Origin of the sequence: Winogradskyella sp. A3E31, from assembly GCF_046720935.1 — a bacterium.
GTDB lineage: Bacteria > Bacteroidota > Bacteroidia > Flavobacteriales > Flavobacteriaceae > Winogradskyella.
The window spans coordinates 183966-199856 of the sequence record NZ_JBHNWH010000004.1; the positions used below are offsets into that span (position 1 = coordinate 183966).

The following is a 15891-nucleotide window of genomic DNA, read 5'->3' on the forward strand; positions in this document are numbered from 1 at the left end:
AAATGAAACATTTCAGACTTTTCATATTATTTGTAACAATACTGACCTTAAGTGGGTGTAAAAACGACACAAAAGAACAAAAAATGTTACTAAATCAAGAAGATGTAAAAAAAGCTATGAAGAAAAAAGAAGTAGTCTATCAAGTTTTTACCCGATTATTTGGCAACACTAATACAACTAACAAACCGTGGGGAACACTTGAAGAAAATGGTGTGGGTAAATTCAATGACTTTACGGATAAAGCTTTGGCTGAAATTAAAGATTTAGGGGTGACACATATTTGGTACACTGGTGTGCCACACCACGATGTGATTACAGATTATACAGACTATGGTATTTCTAATGATGACCCAGATGTGGTAAAAGGAAGAGCTGGTTCGCCTTATGCTGTTAAGGATTACTACAACGTCAATCCCGATTTGGCTGAAGATGTTAATAACAGGTTGCAGGAATTTGAAGCATTGATTGAAAGAACACATAATAACGGCTTAAAAGTTATTATTGATATAGTGCCCAATCATGTGGCTCGAAACTATCAAAGTATTACTAATCCAGAGGGCACTTCAGATTTCGGAGCAGATGATGATAAAACCGTTACATACGCAGTTAATAACAATTTTTATTACAACCCAGGAGAAGCTTTTAAAGTGCCTGAATGGAAAAACGGTTACAAACCACTTGGTGGTGAACATCATCCAATGGCAGATGGAAAGTTTGAAGAACATCCTGCAAAATGGACAGGTAATGGGTCAAGAGCTTCCCAACCAGATATGAATGACTGGTACGAAACTGTAAAAGTCAATTACGGTATTTCTCCAGAAGGTCAAAAAGACTTTGATGAACTACCAGATGGTTTTGAAAATGAAGATTACAAAACACATTTTGAGTACTGGAGTGATAAAGTAGTGCCTGATTCGTGGGTGAAGTTTAAAGATATTGCTATGTATTGGACAGCTAAAGGAGTAGACGGATTCCGATTTGATATGGCGGAAATGGTGCCAGTTGAGTTTTGGAGTTACATGAATTCGCATATAAAAATGGAGAATCCAGATGCCTTTCTTTTAGCTGAAGTTTATCAACCGCATTTGTATCGCGATTACATCAAAAAAGGGAAAATGGACTATCTCTATGATAAAGTTCAATTGTACGACACCCTAAAACACGTGATGCAAGGTCATGGAAAAACCGACAATATTCCGCCAATTTTTGAAGACTTAAAAGATATTGAACACCACATGCTTCATTTTTTAGAGAATCACGATGAGCAGCGGATTGCTAGTCCAGATTTTGCTGGCGATGCGCTTAAAGGAAAACCGGCAATGGTAGTGTCTGCAACATCGACTACCGCACCGACCATGGTGTATTTTGGACAAGAATTAGGTGAAAAAGCCGAAGAAGATCTAGGCTTTGGAGATCCAACAAGAACGTCAATTTTCGACTACGGAAGTGTGTCTAGTGTCGTGCGCTGGGTGAACGGTAAGAATTTTGATGGTGGGCAATCTACAGAAGAAGAACTACAGTTAAGGGATTTTTACAAGCGCTTGTTAAATTTTACCATTAATAGTTCTGCGTTAATGGGTAAATACCAAGATATCCATGCGTATAACCAAGAAAAAACAGAAGGGTATAATGATAAAGTGCTGTCCTTTGTACGTTGGTCAGATGATGAAAAATTGATAATTATTTCAAACTTTAATGGAGAGAATGCCTATAGTTTTGAGTTACAACTACCAGACGGTTTAGTTTCAAAACTAGATATTCAAGAAGGTGAATACACAATAAAAGATCAATTGTACGGTAACTATTCAACCACTTTAAAAGTTGAAAAAGGTATGGCTAAAGCAAGTATAGATATTAAACCGTTAGAATCGTTCATTTTAAAAATTGAAATATGAAAAAAATAATCTTAGTCATTTCAGGAGTTTTAGTTTTCGCTTGTAAATCGGATCATAAAAAAGAAGCCCAAGACATTCAGGAAACCACAGAAACCAATTTTGTTTGGGAAGGAGCTAATATCTATTTTTTATTGACCGATAGATTCAATAACGGCGATACGTCGAATGATATCAATTTTGATAGAACAAAAACGACTGGAAAATTACGCGGATTTAAAGGTGGGGATATCAAAGGCGTTACGGAGAAAATAAAAGAAGGTTACTTTTCAGATTTAGGGATTAATGCAATATGGATGACGCCAATTGTAGAACAAATTCATGGAGGCACAGATGAAGGTACTGGTCTATCTTATGGGTTTCATGGCTATTGGACAAAGGATTGGACGACCATTGATCCTAATTTCGGAACTCCTGAAGACTTAAGACAATTGGTTGAGACAGCTCACAATAATGGAATACGCATACTGTTAGATGCCGTAATAAACCATACTGGGCCTGTAACTGAAAAGGACCCTGTTTGGCCAAACGAATGGGTAAGGACAGAGCCTCAATGTGCCTATGATAGCTACGAAAACACAGTGACTTGCACCTTAGTTAAAAACTTGCCAGACATTAAAACGGAAAGTAATGAAGCCGTAGAACTACCTCCTCAATTGGTCGAAAAATGGAAGGCTGAGGGACGTTACGAACAAGAGGTTAAGGAACTTGATGCTTTTTTTGAGCGTACAGGTCACCCAAGAGCACCTCGTTTTTACATTATGAAATGGTTAACCGATTATATTACTGATTATGGTATTGACGGGTATCGGGTGGATACAGTAAAGCACACAGAAGAATTTGTGTGGCAAGAATTTAAAGATGAATGTGACTTTGCTTTTAAAAGGTTTAAAGAGTCTAATCCTGATAAGGTTTTGGATGATACGCCGTTTTATTTGGTTGGTGAGGTATATAACTATGGCATTTCATCAGGGATGGCATTTGATTTTGGTGATAAAAAAGTCAATTATTTTGATGACGCTTTCAATAGCCTTATAAATTTTGAAATGAAATGGAATGCTGCTCAACAAGATTATGAAACCCAATTTAGTAATTACTCAAAAAGCTTAAACTCTAACTTAAAGGGCTATGGTATTTTAAACTATGTGAGCTCCCACGATGATGGTCAGCCTTTTGACCCTATGCGCAAAAAACCTTTTGAAGCAGCTACCAGATTATTATTAACTCCTGGTGCATCACAGATCTATTATGGGGATGAATCAGCAAGAGTATTGGCGGTAGATAGTGCGGTAGGTGATGCTAACTTACGCTCGTTTATGAATTGGGAAGCTATTACAAATAGTGATTCTACCAAAGAAGTATTGACGCATTGGCAAAAACTTGGTAAATTTAGAGAGAAGCACCCTGCTGTTGGTGCGGGTGTGCATCAAATGATTACAGAAGGTCCCTATGTGTTTTATAGAAGCTACACTATGGAAGATACCAAAGATATAGTAGTGGTTGGATTAGGACTTCAAAAAGGCGAAAAGAGCGTGGATGTCTCTAAAGTATTTGAAGATGGAAATATGGTTTATGATGCCTATTCTGGTGTAACAGCTAAAGTTGACAAGGGAAAAGTAAAGTTAAATTCAGACTTTGACATTGTGCTTCTTGAGCTTAAAAATTAGGTGTAATTATCAAGAAAGACTAAAATTAAAATAGTATGAAAATCAAATTGGTAATATGTATTATGACTTTTTTTATAATGTCATGTGCAACAAAAGAAGATGAGGTTATGGAAGTATCTTCTCCAAATTCAAATATTAAAATTGCTTTTGATCTTAATCAAGAAGGGCGTGCTTTTTATACGGTAAGGTTCAATAACAAAATAGTTGTTGACACATCCTTCTTAGGATTTGAGTTTGTCAATACTGAAAGAATTTCCGATAGCCTACAACTATTGAAAAGCTCAACGTCACAATTTAATGAGACCTGGCAGATGCCTTGGGGTGAGCAGCTCAAAGTGGTGAACCATTACAATGAATTAAAGATTGAATTAGAGGAGGCTTCAGAATTAAAACGAAAATTAAATATTATTTTTAAAGCCTATGACGATGGTATTGGCTTTAGATATGAATTCCCAGAACAACAAGGTTGGAATGAAGCTTTGATAAAAGACGAGCATACAGAATTTAACCTCACCGAAGATTATAAAACCTTTTGGATTCCTGGAGATTGGGACATTTATGAACATTTATATAGCACAACAAAATTATCGGAAATTGATGCCAAGTCTTATTCAGATCATGTAAATCTTGCTCAAACTTACATCCCAGAAAATGCTGTTAACACACCTGTGACAATGATTGGTACTGATGGTGTGCACTTAAGTTTTCATGAAGCAGCATTGGTGGACTATTCTGGGATGACTTTAAAGGTGGACACTAAAAATTTGAATTTAAAAAGTAATCTGGTAGGCTCAGAAAACACAGATTATAAAGTAAAACGGACCTTACCATTCCATACACCATGGAGAACGATTCAAATTACGGATAACGCCCCGGCCTTGATTGAATCTAAATTGATTGTCAATTTAAATGAACCAAATAAATTAGGTGATGTGTCTTGGTTTAAGCCCATGAAATATACTGGCGTATGGTGGGAAATGCATTTAGGAAAATCGTCATGGGATTACGGCATGACTCAAAATATGAGTACTTGGACAGATACAGGCGGAGCGCACGGAAAACATGGAGCAACAACTGAAAATGTTAAGAATTTCATCGATTTTTCAGCAAAAAACAATATTGGTGGTGTTTTAGTCGAAGGTTGGAATACAGGTTGGGAACGTTGGATTGGTTTTGAAGACCGAGAAGGCGTATTCGATTTTGTAACAACTTACCCAGATTACGATATTGATGAGGTAGTGCGTTACAGTAAAGAAAAAGGGGTGGACATTATAATGCATCACGAAACTTCTGCTGCTACTGAAACCTATACAAAACAACAAGATTCTGCTTTTGCCTTAATGGAAAAGTATGGCATGCACGTCGTAAAAACAGGTTATGTAGGTAAAATTCTACCGAAGGGTGAGTACCATCACGGACAATATATGGTCAACCATTACAATAATACAGTAGAAAAAGCGGCTAAGTACAAAGTGGCCATTAATGCACACGAGCCTATAAAAGCGACGGGTTTACGCAGAACATACCCAAATACTATTTCAAGAGAAGGGTTGCGGGGTCAAGAATTTAATGCGTGGGCGGAAGACGGAGGAAACCCGCCAGAGCATTTGCCAATAGTAGCTTTTACCAGAATGTTATCTGGCCCTATAGATTTTACGCCAGGTATATTTAATATTAAGTTTGATGAATATAAGGCAAACAATCAGGTCAATACAACTTTAGCCCAACAATTGGCCTTATATGTGGTCATTTATAGCCCTGTGCAAATGGCAGCCGACTTAGTTGAACATTATGAAGCCAACCCAGAACCATTACAGTTTATAAAGGATGTAGGTGTGGATTGGGAAGAAACAAAAGTTCTCAATGGAGAAGTTGGAGACTATGTAACGATTGCTCGCAAGGAAAGAGGAACAGGAAATTGGTTTATTGGCGGAATTACAGACGAAAACGCACGAATGGCAACTATCGATTTTGATTTTCTAGATGACGACACCACTTACAAAGCTGTTTTGTATAAAGACGCTGAAGATGCACATTGGGACAACAACCCTACTGCCATAAAAATAGAAGAAATGACCATTTCAAGAACCAAGGATACCTCATTAACCGTAAATATGAAAGAAGGAGGCGGCTTTGCCATGAGCCTCATAAAAATTACGGACTAGAAATGTAACAATGGCACTGTAAGTCTGTCTTGTTTTAAACGACTTAAAGTTAATTGACTAACTTTGTCTTAAATAATATCTGGATTTGGATTTTACAAATAACATAGATTCACCACTAAATGTAAAGTTGAGCTTTAACAAACTTCTCAGTAAATATGAAGTTTTGAAGGACAGCCAGGATTCTTTTATGGCCAAAAAGGCCAAGGAAATTATTAGGGTTGCCGATGAGAATCCAATTTTAAGAGATGGGTTTACGGATATTAAATACCTAGAAGAATTAAAGAACGAAATACAATTCATTCTTCAAGATTGTTTTAGTGAGGTTTTAACGGAAAATGAAATTAAAACAGCAACGATTCCCTTTCAGAATGTCATTTTCAATGAGTCAGAGCGCTTCAAGTCAATTTTAAATAATGCTGGCAAAGAGTTTGAGCTTAAAATTAAAAATATGCCTGACGATGACGCTTACGTTATTGCAGGGATGGTTATTCTTAATGTTTGCTATGGATATGGCACCAGTTTTAAACGCCCATACTACTATGAAATCCCAAATGATAAAGGCTTAAAGCGATATTATAAAATTTTATATAATGCAGATTTTATTGAGATAGAACCTTCAGAGGACGCACCAAAAATCACTCAGTCCGATTATGAAGAACTGATTGATAATTACCAAGACCTTGAACTATGGAAGAGAAAAATACCTCCATTTAGTTATAATTTTAGAGGTTTTGCCATTGCAAATATGGTTGATGTTACTGATGATCAGTCTATTTCTAACATCAAATCGAATTTAATAGGTGATGTTACAGAGAAAAATCAAGATTTTATAAATGATTTACACCAAACTTTTAGATCATTATATGATATAGATGATATAGAAGTTGGTTTTTCGGTCTACAATGAGGAAAATGATACTTTTGAAACCGTTTATGGAGAAAAGATTGATAGTTATTTAACTGACGGAACAGAAGAGAATAAATGTGCAAGCGCATTGTGCGATTACTCATATAAAAAGCTGTTAAAGGAAAAAGAGCTGATTGCTATCGCAGATATCGATAAGGCTTATAAGAAATCCAATGGTAAAGCTCCACAGCACAAAATTTTAAAGAAAGCAGGTTTTAAAAGTGCAATCTTGGCACCAATAGCTAACAATGATCACCTATTGGGAGTTATGGAGTTAGTTTCAAAACAAAAAGGCGCTTTAAATAGCATTAATGCTAACAAGTTGCAAGATGTTATGCCATTTGTAATTATGGCTGTAGAGCGCTCTAGGAGAGAAGAGGCTAACCTAATTGAGGCTATTATTCAGCAAGAATGTACTTCGATTCATCCTAGTGTGCATTGGAAATTTAAAGATGAGGCCAAAGACTTTATAAAAACTAAGTTTGAGCCAGGTGAAATGCCGACATTCAAAAAGATTTCTTTTGAGAATGTATATCCTTTATTTGGTCAAATTGATGTTAAGGGCTCTTCAGATGCAAGGAATACTGCAACACAGAAGGATTTATCCATGCAACTGAGTATGGCTGGAAAAATCATCGATAAGGCGATGGAAGTTAAAAAACTTCCAATATTAGAACAGACAAAATTTCAAATCAAAACCTATAACGATTCGTTAAAAAATGAGTTTAAAGTAGATAGCGAGCATAGCATCAGTTTATTTTTAAGAGAGGATGTAAGGCCTGTGTTAGATGTAGCTTCAAAATTCAATACGGAAATTGAAGAGGATTTAAATGATTATCTCTCCAAGATAGATGATGAGCTAGACGTTATTTACTTCTATCGTAAGCACTATGACGATACTATTAAGCTCATTAATAAAAACATGTCTACAATTTTAGACCACAAGCAGATAGAAGCTCAAAAAATGTACCCACATTTCTTTGAACGCTTTAAAACAGATGGGGTTGAGCACAACATGTATATTGGGGAGTCGATTACCAAGCACGATAGCTTTAACGATGTTTATTTGTATAACCTAAGATTATGGCAATTGCAGGTGATGTGCGAAATGGAGAACGAATTTTATCAAAATCAACATGAGTACCCAGTAGGTTTAGATGTTGCTTCAATGGTACTGGTTTTTAATCAACCATTATCCATTAGGTTTAGAATGGACGAAAAACGATTTGATGTGGATGGGACCTACAATGCCAGGTACGAGGTCGTTAAAAAACGAGTGGATAAGGCCTTTATAAAAGGTACTGAAGAGAGAATTACGGAAAAAGGTAAATTGACAATTGTCTATTCACAAAAAGAAGACGAGCAAGAATATGAACGTTACATCCGTTTTTTACAGTCTAAAAAATCACTGGACACCGATCTTGAATTTTTAGAGCTAGAGGACCTTCAGGGCGTTACTGGCTTAAAGGCTTTGAGAGTTAGTATTTTGTACCATAGCTCAAAGGATGATAGTGATTACTATACGTACGATGATTTAATGGAAACCATTAAATCATAACCAACACATTCTTTTTAGCATCTTTTTCTATAAATACTTGTGAGGTATTTGTATTAACACCTTCAGGTAATACATCGTCAATACTTGCTTCAGGCTGAGTTTTAATAGCTACAGCAAATGATAAAACAGAGATAATTATACCTGCCATAAAAATGGTATAGGTAATTCTCAAGATGCGATACTTTCGCTCTAAGACTTTACCCAAGAAATATAAATCCTTAGTTAATGAGTCGTAGATGTAGTTTTTGTCTGTCAACATTTCATTGATAGCCCATCTGTAATCTTCGTATGGCATTTTGTGGAAGTTTCCAAAAAAGGTAAGGTTTACCTTTTTGTTTTTTACATCTTCTTTTGTGAACTCTCCACTAGTAACGTTTGGGCGTGTAGCAATTACAGATAATATCATAGAGACCACACTAGAGAATGTAAAGATGGCTGTCGGATATAATAAATAAGGGTTTGTGTCTAATTTAGAAATTAAATTTGCTAAGACTAATGATACAATAATGGCATTTACTGAAAGTAGAATGTTAGCTTTTGTATCCGCAATATCACTTAATTTAATATGATTTCTCAAGGCAACCCTGTAAAACGTTTGTATCCCCCGTTCTGGGCTATCGTTCTTATACTGTGCTTTGTATTTTGCCTTAAGCTCTTCTTTTTTAAGTTTCTTCTTGCGTTTTTTCTTTTTGCCTAAAAGCTTAGAGAGGTTTTTATCTTTTTGCTTTTGCCAATTTTTTAAGGCATAATCTGTGTAAAACTTATGTTTTGAAGTTAATACGTTTATGTTTTCTGCTCGCCAATCTTGGGCTGAGTAAGAATTTCGCCCTTGTATTTCTAGTTCCTTTCTTAAAAACTCACTTGCCTCCTGAAAATAGTCTTTCCCAAAATGCGAAGCATCGGCATCTCTAATAATACGCTCTAATTTGTTTTCAGGAGGTTTATTAAAGCGAGTGGCCATAATAACGTCTGAAACTTTTTTAATGACTTTGTCATCAACCTCTTTTTCTTTTAAAAACGCTTCTGCAATTTTTACACTTTCCTCCTCATGGTTTTCCCAGCCTTTGGTATAACCGGTGTCATGCAGCCATGCCGCTAATTGTAATACCAATTGGTCTTCTTTAGAAACGTCCGACCCTTCAATGATTTCTTCAGTACTTTTAAAAACACGTTCCGTATGCTTGTAATTGTGATACAAAAAAGACGCATCTAATTCGTTTTTGAAAAGATCAAAAACAAAAGATTGGGTATCTTTAAGAAGAGATTTAGACATGGATTGTTATATTTATTATGATACCGAAAATACGAAAAATTGAAGACTTAACATTTTGTTAGTGCTTTCCATTAAGCATATATCGTAACTTCAAAGCTAAACCAAATGTAAGAAAACAATCGTCTTATCGACTAAATTTTTGCTTCATATAAATAAGTAATTTACAAATGCTAAATTGGAAACACATAATGGATTTTGCTGTAAATGGCAATCCAGAACCAGATCAAAGAATTGAAAAATCTGAGGAGCAATGGAGAGAGCAATTAACTCCAGAGCAATATAGAATCACAAGACAAAAAGGAACGGAAGCTCCACATAGTGGTGCACTCTGCAGCACTCATGATGCTGGTATTTATAGCTGTGTCTGCTGCGATACAAAGCTGTTCGATTCAACTATTAAATACAACAGTAATTCTGGCTGGCCGAGTTTTACACAGCCAATAAAAGAAAATGCTATTAAGTATTTAAAGGATACAACTTTGGGTATGGTAAGGGTAGAAATACTTTGTAACACTTGCGACGCTCATTTGGGGCATGTATTTCCGGATGGACCAGAGCCAAGTGGATTAAGGTATTGTGTTAATTCTGAGGCTATTAAAATCCAAAAAGTAAATGTCTAATATACAAACTGCAACTTTAGGAGGTGGCTGTTTTTGGTGTACGGAAGCAGTATTTCAAGAGGTTAAAGGTGTTGAAAAAGTGATATCTGGTTATGCAGGTGGCAATGTCCCTGGAAGACCGACATACAGAGAAATATGTTCAGGATTAACAGGTCATGCAGAGGTCATTCAAATAGAATATGATGCAAATGTAATCTCTTATGAAGAGATACTTATTATTTTTATGACAACACACGATCCAACGACTTTAAACAGGCAAGGTGCGGACAGAGGCACTCAATACCGATCTGTTATTTTTTATCATAATGAGGATCAAAAAGAAGTAGCCGATACGGTTTTAAAGGAGCTCAATCCATATTATGATGATAAAATCGTAACAGAAGTAAGTCCATTACCAGAGTTTTTTGAAGCAGAACAAGAGCATCAAGATTATTATCAACGTAACCAAACAGCAGGCTATTGCACGTTTGTCATAGATCCAAAGTTGAGAAAGCTCAGAAAACTATATGCAGATAAATTAAAGGGTTCTTAGATGGAATTTAATTTCAGTAATACTTTTATAGAGCAATTACCTTCAGATGATGTGTTAGATAATCATAGACGGCAGGTATTTGAGGCAACCCATTCTTATGTTACACCAAAGGTACCAACACATCCGAAACTGGTTCATGTTTCAGAGACTATGCTCAATGCTTTAGGTTTAACTTCAAAGGACGCAATGTCTCAAGAGTTTTTAGATGTTTTTTCAGGAAAAAAGATATACCCTAACACAAAGCCCTATGCCATGGCGTATGCTGGGCATCAGTTCGGAAACTGGGCAGGGCAATTAGGTGATGGAAGAGCCATTAACTTATTTGAGGTTATAAATGACCAAAAACGTTGGGTGATTCAATTAAAAGGTGCGGGAGAAACACCATATTCTCGCCAGGGTGATGGTCTAGCGGTGCTACGATCTTCAATCCGGGAGTATCTATGTAGTGAGGCGATGTATCATTTAGGAATACCTACAACACGCGCTTTGTCATTAATGCTAACAGGTGATGATGTCTTAAGAGACATGCTTTACGACGGCAATGCTGCTTATGAAAAAGGAGCTGTCGTTACTCGTGTGGCACCTAGTTTTATCCGTTTCGGAAATTTTGAATTGTTTGCTGCCCGAAAAGACCACAAGAACCTCAAAATATTAACCGATTATACAATAAGACATTTTTATCCAGAGTTAGGAGAATCTTCCAAAGAAACCTATATCGAATTTTTTAGAGCGGTGACCAGCAAGACTCTAGAGATGGTCATTCATTGGCAGCGTGTAGGATTTGTCCATGGAGTAATGAATACAGATAATATGTCCATTCTGGGATTGACCATTGATTATGGTCCATACGGTTGGTTAGAGGGGTTTGATTTTGGTTGGACACCTAACACAACGGATGCTCAAAATAAACGGTATCGTTTTGGGAACCAGCCTAACATTGCACTTTGGAACTTAATGCAACTAGCCAATGCACTTTACCCGCTTATTGAAGAGACTAAGCCCCTAGAGGACATTCTTCAAGAGTTTTCATCACAATTTGAAGAGCAATCTATAAAAATGATGCGTTCAAAATTAGGCTTAATAAATAAAGAAAATGAAGACCAAAATCTCATGGAAAGACTTGAAGAGTGTTTGTTGCTAACCGAAACAGATATGACCTTGTTTTTTAGATTATTGTCCCAATTTAAAAAAGGGAAATCTGAAAACGCTTTAGAGATTGTTTCAGATAGTTTTTATAAACCAGAAGAACTTTCTGAGACTATAAAAAGTCAATGGCAACAATGGTTTAAAGACTATAACCAAAGGCTTAAAAATGAGAGTTTGAACGATTCAGAAAGACAGATTGAAATGAACAAGGTAAACCCAAAATACGTTTTACGGAATTACATGGCACAATTGGCTATTGATGCTGCTGACAATGGTGATTATAGTGTCCTTGATGAACTTTACAGTGTGTTGAAAAAACCTTACGATGAACAACCAAAATTTAAAAAATGGTTCGCTAAACGACCTGAGTGGGCAAGGCATAAAGTAGGCTGCTCAATGTTATCTTGTAGCTCCTAATAAAAAATTATAATCAATAAAAGCTTATAAATTATGAAAGCCATTTGGAATAATACAGTAATAGCCGAAAGTGATGAAACCATTGTCATAGAAAGGAATCATTACTTCCCCCATGAAAGTATAAAATCAGAATATTTCAAATCCAGTGAAACTCATACCACATGTCCTTGGAAAGGCGAAGCTCATTATTATACAGTAGAAGTTAATGGAGAGGAAAACAAAGATGCTGCGTGGTATTATCCAGAAGTCTCAGAATTGGCAAAAGGCATTAAGAATCACGTTGCCTTTTGGAAAGGAGTTGAAGTAATAGAATAGGATATGAAAAGTTCAAAATTAAAAATTGAGAATAGTAAAGGGGTTGAGTTGCATGCGCAATTAGAGTTGCCTGCGAACCAAAAACCATCTCATTATGCCATATTTGCGCATTGCTTTACCTGTAGTAGTAGTTTGTCTGCTGTTAGAAATATTTCTAGAGCATTGACTCAAGATGGTTTTGGGGTCTTACGATTCGATTTCACAGGCCTTGGCCGAAGCGAAGGGGAATTTAAGGATAGCCATTTCTCAGCCAATGTTCAGGACTTGATTGATGTTCATCACTACATGGTTGAAAATTACCAAGCCCCAAAATTACTGGTTGGACATTCATTAGGTGGAGCGGCGGTTTTGGTAGCAGCATCGAAATTAGAAGATATTAAGGCGGTTGCCACAATTGGAGCTCCTGCTACAGTGGACCACGTTAAACATTTGTTTTCGGATCAGATTGATGGTTTAGAAGAGAATGATACAGCGAAAGTGAACATTGGTGGTCGCCCATTTGCAATCGATGGTAATTTTATAAAAGAACTAGAGGAAACAGACTTACCGTCTATAATTGAAAACTTAAGAAAGCCTTTATTGATTTTACATTCTCCGGTCGATACCATTGTTGGTATAAAAAATGCAGAAAATATTTATAAAAAAGCCCACCATCCAAAGAGTTTTATCACCTTAGATCAGGCAGACCATTTATTAAGTAAATCAGAAGATAGTCAGTACGTAGGGGATGTTATAGGGACTTGGGTAAAGCGCTATTTTCCGATTGAGGAGCATAAAATGTTAGATCCACAGGGAGAGCAAGTCGTTGGGCACCTTAACATAGTTGAAGATGATTTTACAACGACCATTCAAACAAAAACACACGATTTAATTGCTGATGAACCTGCATCTGTAGGCGGTAATGATTTTGGACCTTCACCTTATGAATTATTAAATGCGGGACTTGTCGCATGCACGGCAATGACCTTAAAAATGTACGCTGAAAGAAAAAAATGGGACTTAAAAGAAGTCTTGGTTTATACATCGCATTCAAAAAAACATTCTGAAGATGCTGAGTCAGAATCTTCGAAAAAGATTGATTTCATTACCAAAAAATTAAAATTTGTTGGTAACTTAGAGGCTGCACAGGTAGAAAAGTTAAAAGATATTGCTTCACGTTGTCCTGTGCATAAAACGCTTGCAAGTGAAGTTAAATTTTCAACAGAAATTATAGAAGACTAATTTTGCAGACACTTACCTTAAATAAAACGTCTTTAAAAGAGAGGGTTTTAAATAGTCGCTCGCGCACAGAAGAGATTTGCCATTCGTTAAAGCCAGAGGACACCGTCATTCAACCTGTTGATTTTGTCTCACCACCAAAATGGCATTTGGCACACACCACTTGGTTTTTTGAAGAGTTTGTGCTTTCTAAATACAAACCGAATTATAAGATTTATAACGCCGATTTTTCATACTATTTTAATAGTTATTACAACAATGTAGGTGATCGGGTTTTGCGCCCAAACAGAGGGCTAATGACTCGGCCAGTTTTAAATGAAATTCTTAGCTACAGAGAATATGTTTCGGAGCAGTTATCTGAATTTATTTCAGAAGATTTGTCTCAAGAGATTATTGATACTATTGAAATTGGATTGCAACACGAGCAGCAGCATCAGGAATTGTTGATTTATGACATTAAATATATTTTTGGACATCAACCTTCTTTCACTACGCTAAATAATCAAGCTTGTTTAAAGGATGAACTGGAACCCTTAGGTTTTGAAAGTTTCGAAGAAGGTGTTTACGAGATTGGGCATAAAGGAAATGGATTTTGCTTTGATAATGAATTGGAAGTCCATAAAACATACATTCATGACTTTAAAATTGCAAATAGATTAGTTACAAATCAAGAATATTTAGAATTCATTGAGGATGATGGTTATTCAAATTTTAACTTGTGGCATGCTGACGGTTGGGAGTTCATTCAAGTCAATAAAATTAAAGCTCCGATGTATTGGCACAAAACCAAAACAGGTTATAAAATTTACACATTAGAAGGGTTAAAAGAGTTAGAACCAAATAAACCGGTTAATCATATTAGTTTTTACGAGGCGTCTGCCTTTGCACAATGGAAAGGCATGCGTTTACCTACTGAATTTGAATGGGAGGTTGCTTCAAAACATATTGATTATGGACAGTTGTGGGAATGGACCAATAGCGCCTATCTGCCGTATCCAAATTTTAAAACAGCTGAAGGGGCATTGGGGGAATACAATGGAAAATTTATGGTAAATCAAATGGTATTGAGAGGAGCTTCAGTAGCTACTGCAAAAGGACATAGTAGACCAACATATCGCAATTTTTTTCATCCAAATATGAGATGGCAATTTGCAGGAATTAGATTGGCCCAATAGTATGGATAATTCCTTCGCAGAAGATGTTCGAGCCGGTCTTACGGCAACACACAAATATTTATCCTCCAAGTATTTTTACGATGATAATGGCAGTCGCATTTTTCAGGAAATAATGAAAATGCCTGAGTATTATCCAACCGATGCTGAGTTCGAAATTTTATCGTTACAGGCAAAACAGATTTTTGATTCCCTTAAATTTTCTTCTACCTTTAATATTTTAGAGCTCGGTCCTGGAGATGGATTTAAGACATTTAAGTTACTCGAATTCTTAGTAGGGGAAGGCATTGAATTCAATTATGTACCGATAGATATTTCAAAAAAAGCTATTGAATCATTGACCAAGAGGTTAAGTGAAAGACTTCCAGAATTAAAAATTAAACCTCAAGTAGGAGATTATTTTAAAATTCTGAAAGCTTATAAAAAAGCAGATGTGCCTAATTTACTCCTCTTTTTGGGCGGAAATATTGGTAATTATCCTAATAAAAAAGCTTTTGACCTTTTAAAATTGTTCTATAAAAACATGAATAGAGGGGACAAGCTCTTAATCGGTATTGATTTAAAGAAAAATCCACTCATTATTCATAAAGCTTATTTTGACCCACATGGCATTACCAAACGATTTAATCTTAACCTGTTGTTGAGAATGAATAGAGAGTTAGGTGCTGATTTTAAGATAGATGATTTTGATTTTTATTGCCATTATAACCCAGAAACAGGTGAAGTAAAGAGTTATTTAGTGAGTTTAAGGGCTCAAAAAGTAAGATTATCAAAATTAGACATTACTATCGATTTAGATTACAATGAACTTATTTGGACAGAATTGTCGAAAAAATACGGGCTACAAGAAATTGAAAGTCTGGCTAAATCATCCGGATTTATAGTTAATACCAATTTTTTAGATTGTAAGCATTATTTTACGGATAGCCTCTGGGAAAAATAGTTTAAGAATTAATATCTTTAGCAATACAGTTAAATGATCTCAGCAAAAACAATTTGCTTTGCTTCTT

The 15891-nt window shown here is 35.9% G+C and carries 12 protein-coding genes; 11 read left to right on the forward strand and 1 reads right to left on the reverse strand.

All coding sequences use genetic code 11. The features are described from left to right. Window positions 1-2 precede the first annotated feature (2 nt). From ACFEMA_RS06805 to ACFEMA_RS06820, 4 genes are all read left to right on the forward strand, one after another. Window positions 3-1895: an alpha-amylase family glycosyl hydrolase gene (locus tag ACFEMA_RS06805; protein WP_411767319.1), complete on the forward strand. Its 1893-nt coding sequence runs from the start codon at window positions 3-5 to the stop codon at window positions 1893-1895. Beyond that, a complete protein-coding gene (locus tag ACFEMA_RS06810) occupies window positions 1892-3559 on the forward strand; it encodes an alpha-amylase family glycosyl hydrolase (protein ID WP_411767320.1) in 1668 nt (555 codons plus the stop codon). The genes ACFEMA_RS06805 and ACFEMA_RS06810 overlap by 4 nt, the downstream gene beginning before the upstream one ends. A gap of 62 nt (window positions 3560-3621) precedes the next feature. Next, window positions 3622-5724 (forward strand): glycoside hydrolase family 97 protein, encoded by a 2103-nt coding sequence (locus tag ACFEMA_RS06815; protein WP_411767322.1) that lies wholly within the window; start codon window positions 3622-3624, stop codon window positions 5722-5724. A gap of 85 nt (window positions 5725-5809) precedes the next feature. Further along, complete coding sequence (locus tag ACFEMA_RS06820; RefSeq protein WP_411767323.1) at window positions 5810-8188, forward strand: GAF domain-containing protein; 2379 nt, start codon at window positions 5810-5812, stop codon at window positions 8186-8188. Here ACFEMA_RS06820 and ACFEMA_RS06825 read toward each other — a convergent pair. Continuing rightward, window positions 8178-9461 (reverse strand): Pycsar system effector family protein, encoded by a 1284-nt coding sequence (locus ACFEMA_RS06825; RefSeq protein ID WP_411767324.1) that lies wholly within the window; start codon window positions 9459-9461, stop codon window positions 8178-8180. The genes ACFEMA_RS06820 and ACFEMA_RS06825 overlap by 11 nt on opposite strands. Before the next feature lie 167 nt (window positions 9462-9628). Here ACFEMA_RS06825 and msrB point away from each other — a divergent pair, with 167 nt between their 5' ends. From msrB to ACFEMA_RS06860, 7 genes are read left to right on the forward strand one after another with little or no spacing between them, the layout of a single operon-like run. Next, window positions 9629-10081, forward strand: coding sequence for a peptide-methionine (R)-S-oxide reductase MsrB (gene msrB, locus ACFEMA_RS06830; protein ID WP_411767325.1), 453 nt, complete (start codon window positions 9629-9631; stop codon window positions 10079-10081). After that, window positions 10074-10613 carry a peptide-methionine (S)-S-oxide reductase MsrA gene (gene msrA / locus ACFEMA_RS06835; RefSeq protein ID WP_411767326.1) on the forward strand — a complete coding sequence of 180 codons (540 nt, stop codon included), beginning with the start codon at window positions 10074-10076 and terminating at the stop codon, window positions 10611-10613. The genes msrB and msrA overlap by 8 nt, the downstream gene beginning before the upstream one ends. Further along, window positions 10614-12176 carry a protein adenylyltransferase SelO gene (locus ACFEMA_RS06840; protein WP_411767327.1) on the forward strand — a complete coding sequence of 521 codons (1563 nt, stop codon included), beginning with the start codon at window positions 10614-10616 and terminating at the stop codon, window positions 12174-12176. 33 nt (window positions 12177-12209) lie between these two features. Next, window positions 12210-12491, forward strand: a complete 282-nt coding sequence (locus ACFEMA_RS06845; RefSeq protein ID WP_411767328.1) for a DUF427 domain-containing protein — start codon at window positions 12210-12212, stop codon at window positions 12489-12491. Window positions 12492-12494: 3 nt separating this feature from the next. Beyond that, window positions 12495-13712 (forward strand): alpha/beta fold hydrolase, encoded by a 1218-nt coding sequence (locus tag ACFEMA_RS06850; protein WP_411767329.1) that lies wholly within the window; start codon window positions 12495-12497, stop codon window positions 13710-13712. A 2-nt stretch (window positions 13713-13714) separates the two neighbouring features. Continuing rightward, a complete protein-coding gene (gene egtB, locus ACFEMA_RS06855; RefSeq protein ID WP_411767330.1) occupies window positions 13715-14884 on the forward strand; it encodes an ergothioneine biosynthesis protein EgtB in 1170 nt (389 codons plus the stop codon). Between the two features lies 1 nt (window position 14885). Beyond that, window positions 14886-15824, forward strand: coding sequence for an L-histidine N(alpha)-methyltransferase (locus ACFEMA_RS06860; protein ID WP_411767331.1), 939 nt, complete (start codon window positions 14886-14888; stop codon window positions 15822-15824). The last annotated feature ends 67 nt before the right edge of the window (window positions 15825-15891 follow it).

Coding starts and splice junctions, on each gene's coding strand:
- ACFEMA_RS06805 (WP_411767319.1), top strand. CDS start 3: ATGAAACATTTCAGACTTTTCATATTATTTGTAACAATACTGACCTTA.
- ACFEMA_RS06810 (WP_411767320.1), top strand. CDS start 1,892: ATGAAAAAAATAATCTTAGTCATTTCAGGAGTTTTAGTTTTCGCTTGT.
- ACFEMA_RS06815 (WP_411767322.1), top strand. CDS start 3,622: ATGACTTTTTTTATAATGTCATGTGCAACAAAAGAAGATGAGGTTATG.
- ACFEMA_RS06825 (WP_411767324.1), bottom strand. CDS start 9,461: ATGTCTAAATCTCTTCTTAAAGATACCCAATCTTTTGTTTTTGATCTT.
- msrB (WP_411767325.1), top strand. CDS start 9,629: ATGCTAAATTGGAAACACATAATGGATTTTGCTGTAAATGGCAATCCA.
- msrA (WP_411767326.1), top strand. CDS start 10,074: ATGTCTAATATACAAACTGCAACTTTAGGAGGTGGCTGTTTTTGGTGT.
- ACFEMA_RS06840 (WP_411767327.1), top strand. CDS start 10,614: ATGGAATTTAATTTCAGTAATACTTTTATAGAGCAATTACCTTCAGAT.
- ACFEMA_RS06845 (WP_411767328.1), top strand. CDS start 12,210: ATGAAAGCCATTTGGAATAATACAGTAATAGCCGAAAGTGATGAAACC.
- ACFEMA_RS06850 (WP_411767329.1), top strand. CDS start 12,495: ATGAAAAGTTCAAAATTAAAAATTGAGAATAGTAAAGGGGTTGAGTTG.
- ACFEMA_RS06860 (WP_411767331.1), top strand. CDS start 14,886: ATGGATAATTCCTTCGCAGAAGATGTTCGAGCCGGTCTTACGGCAACA.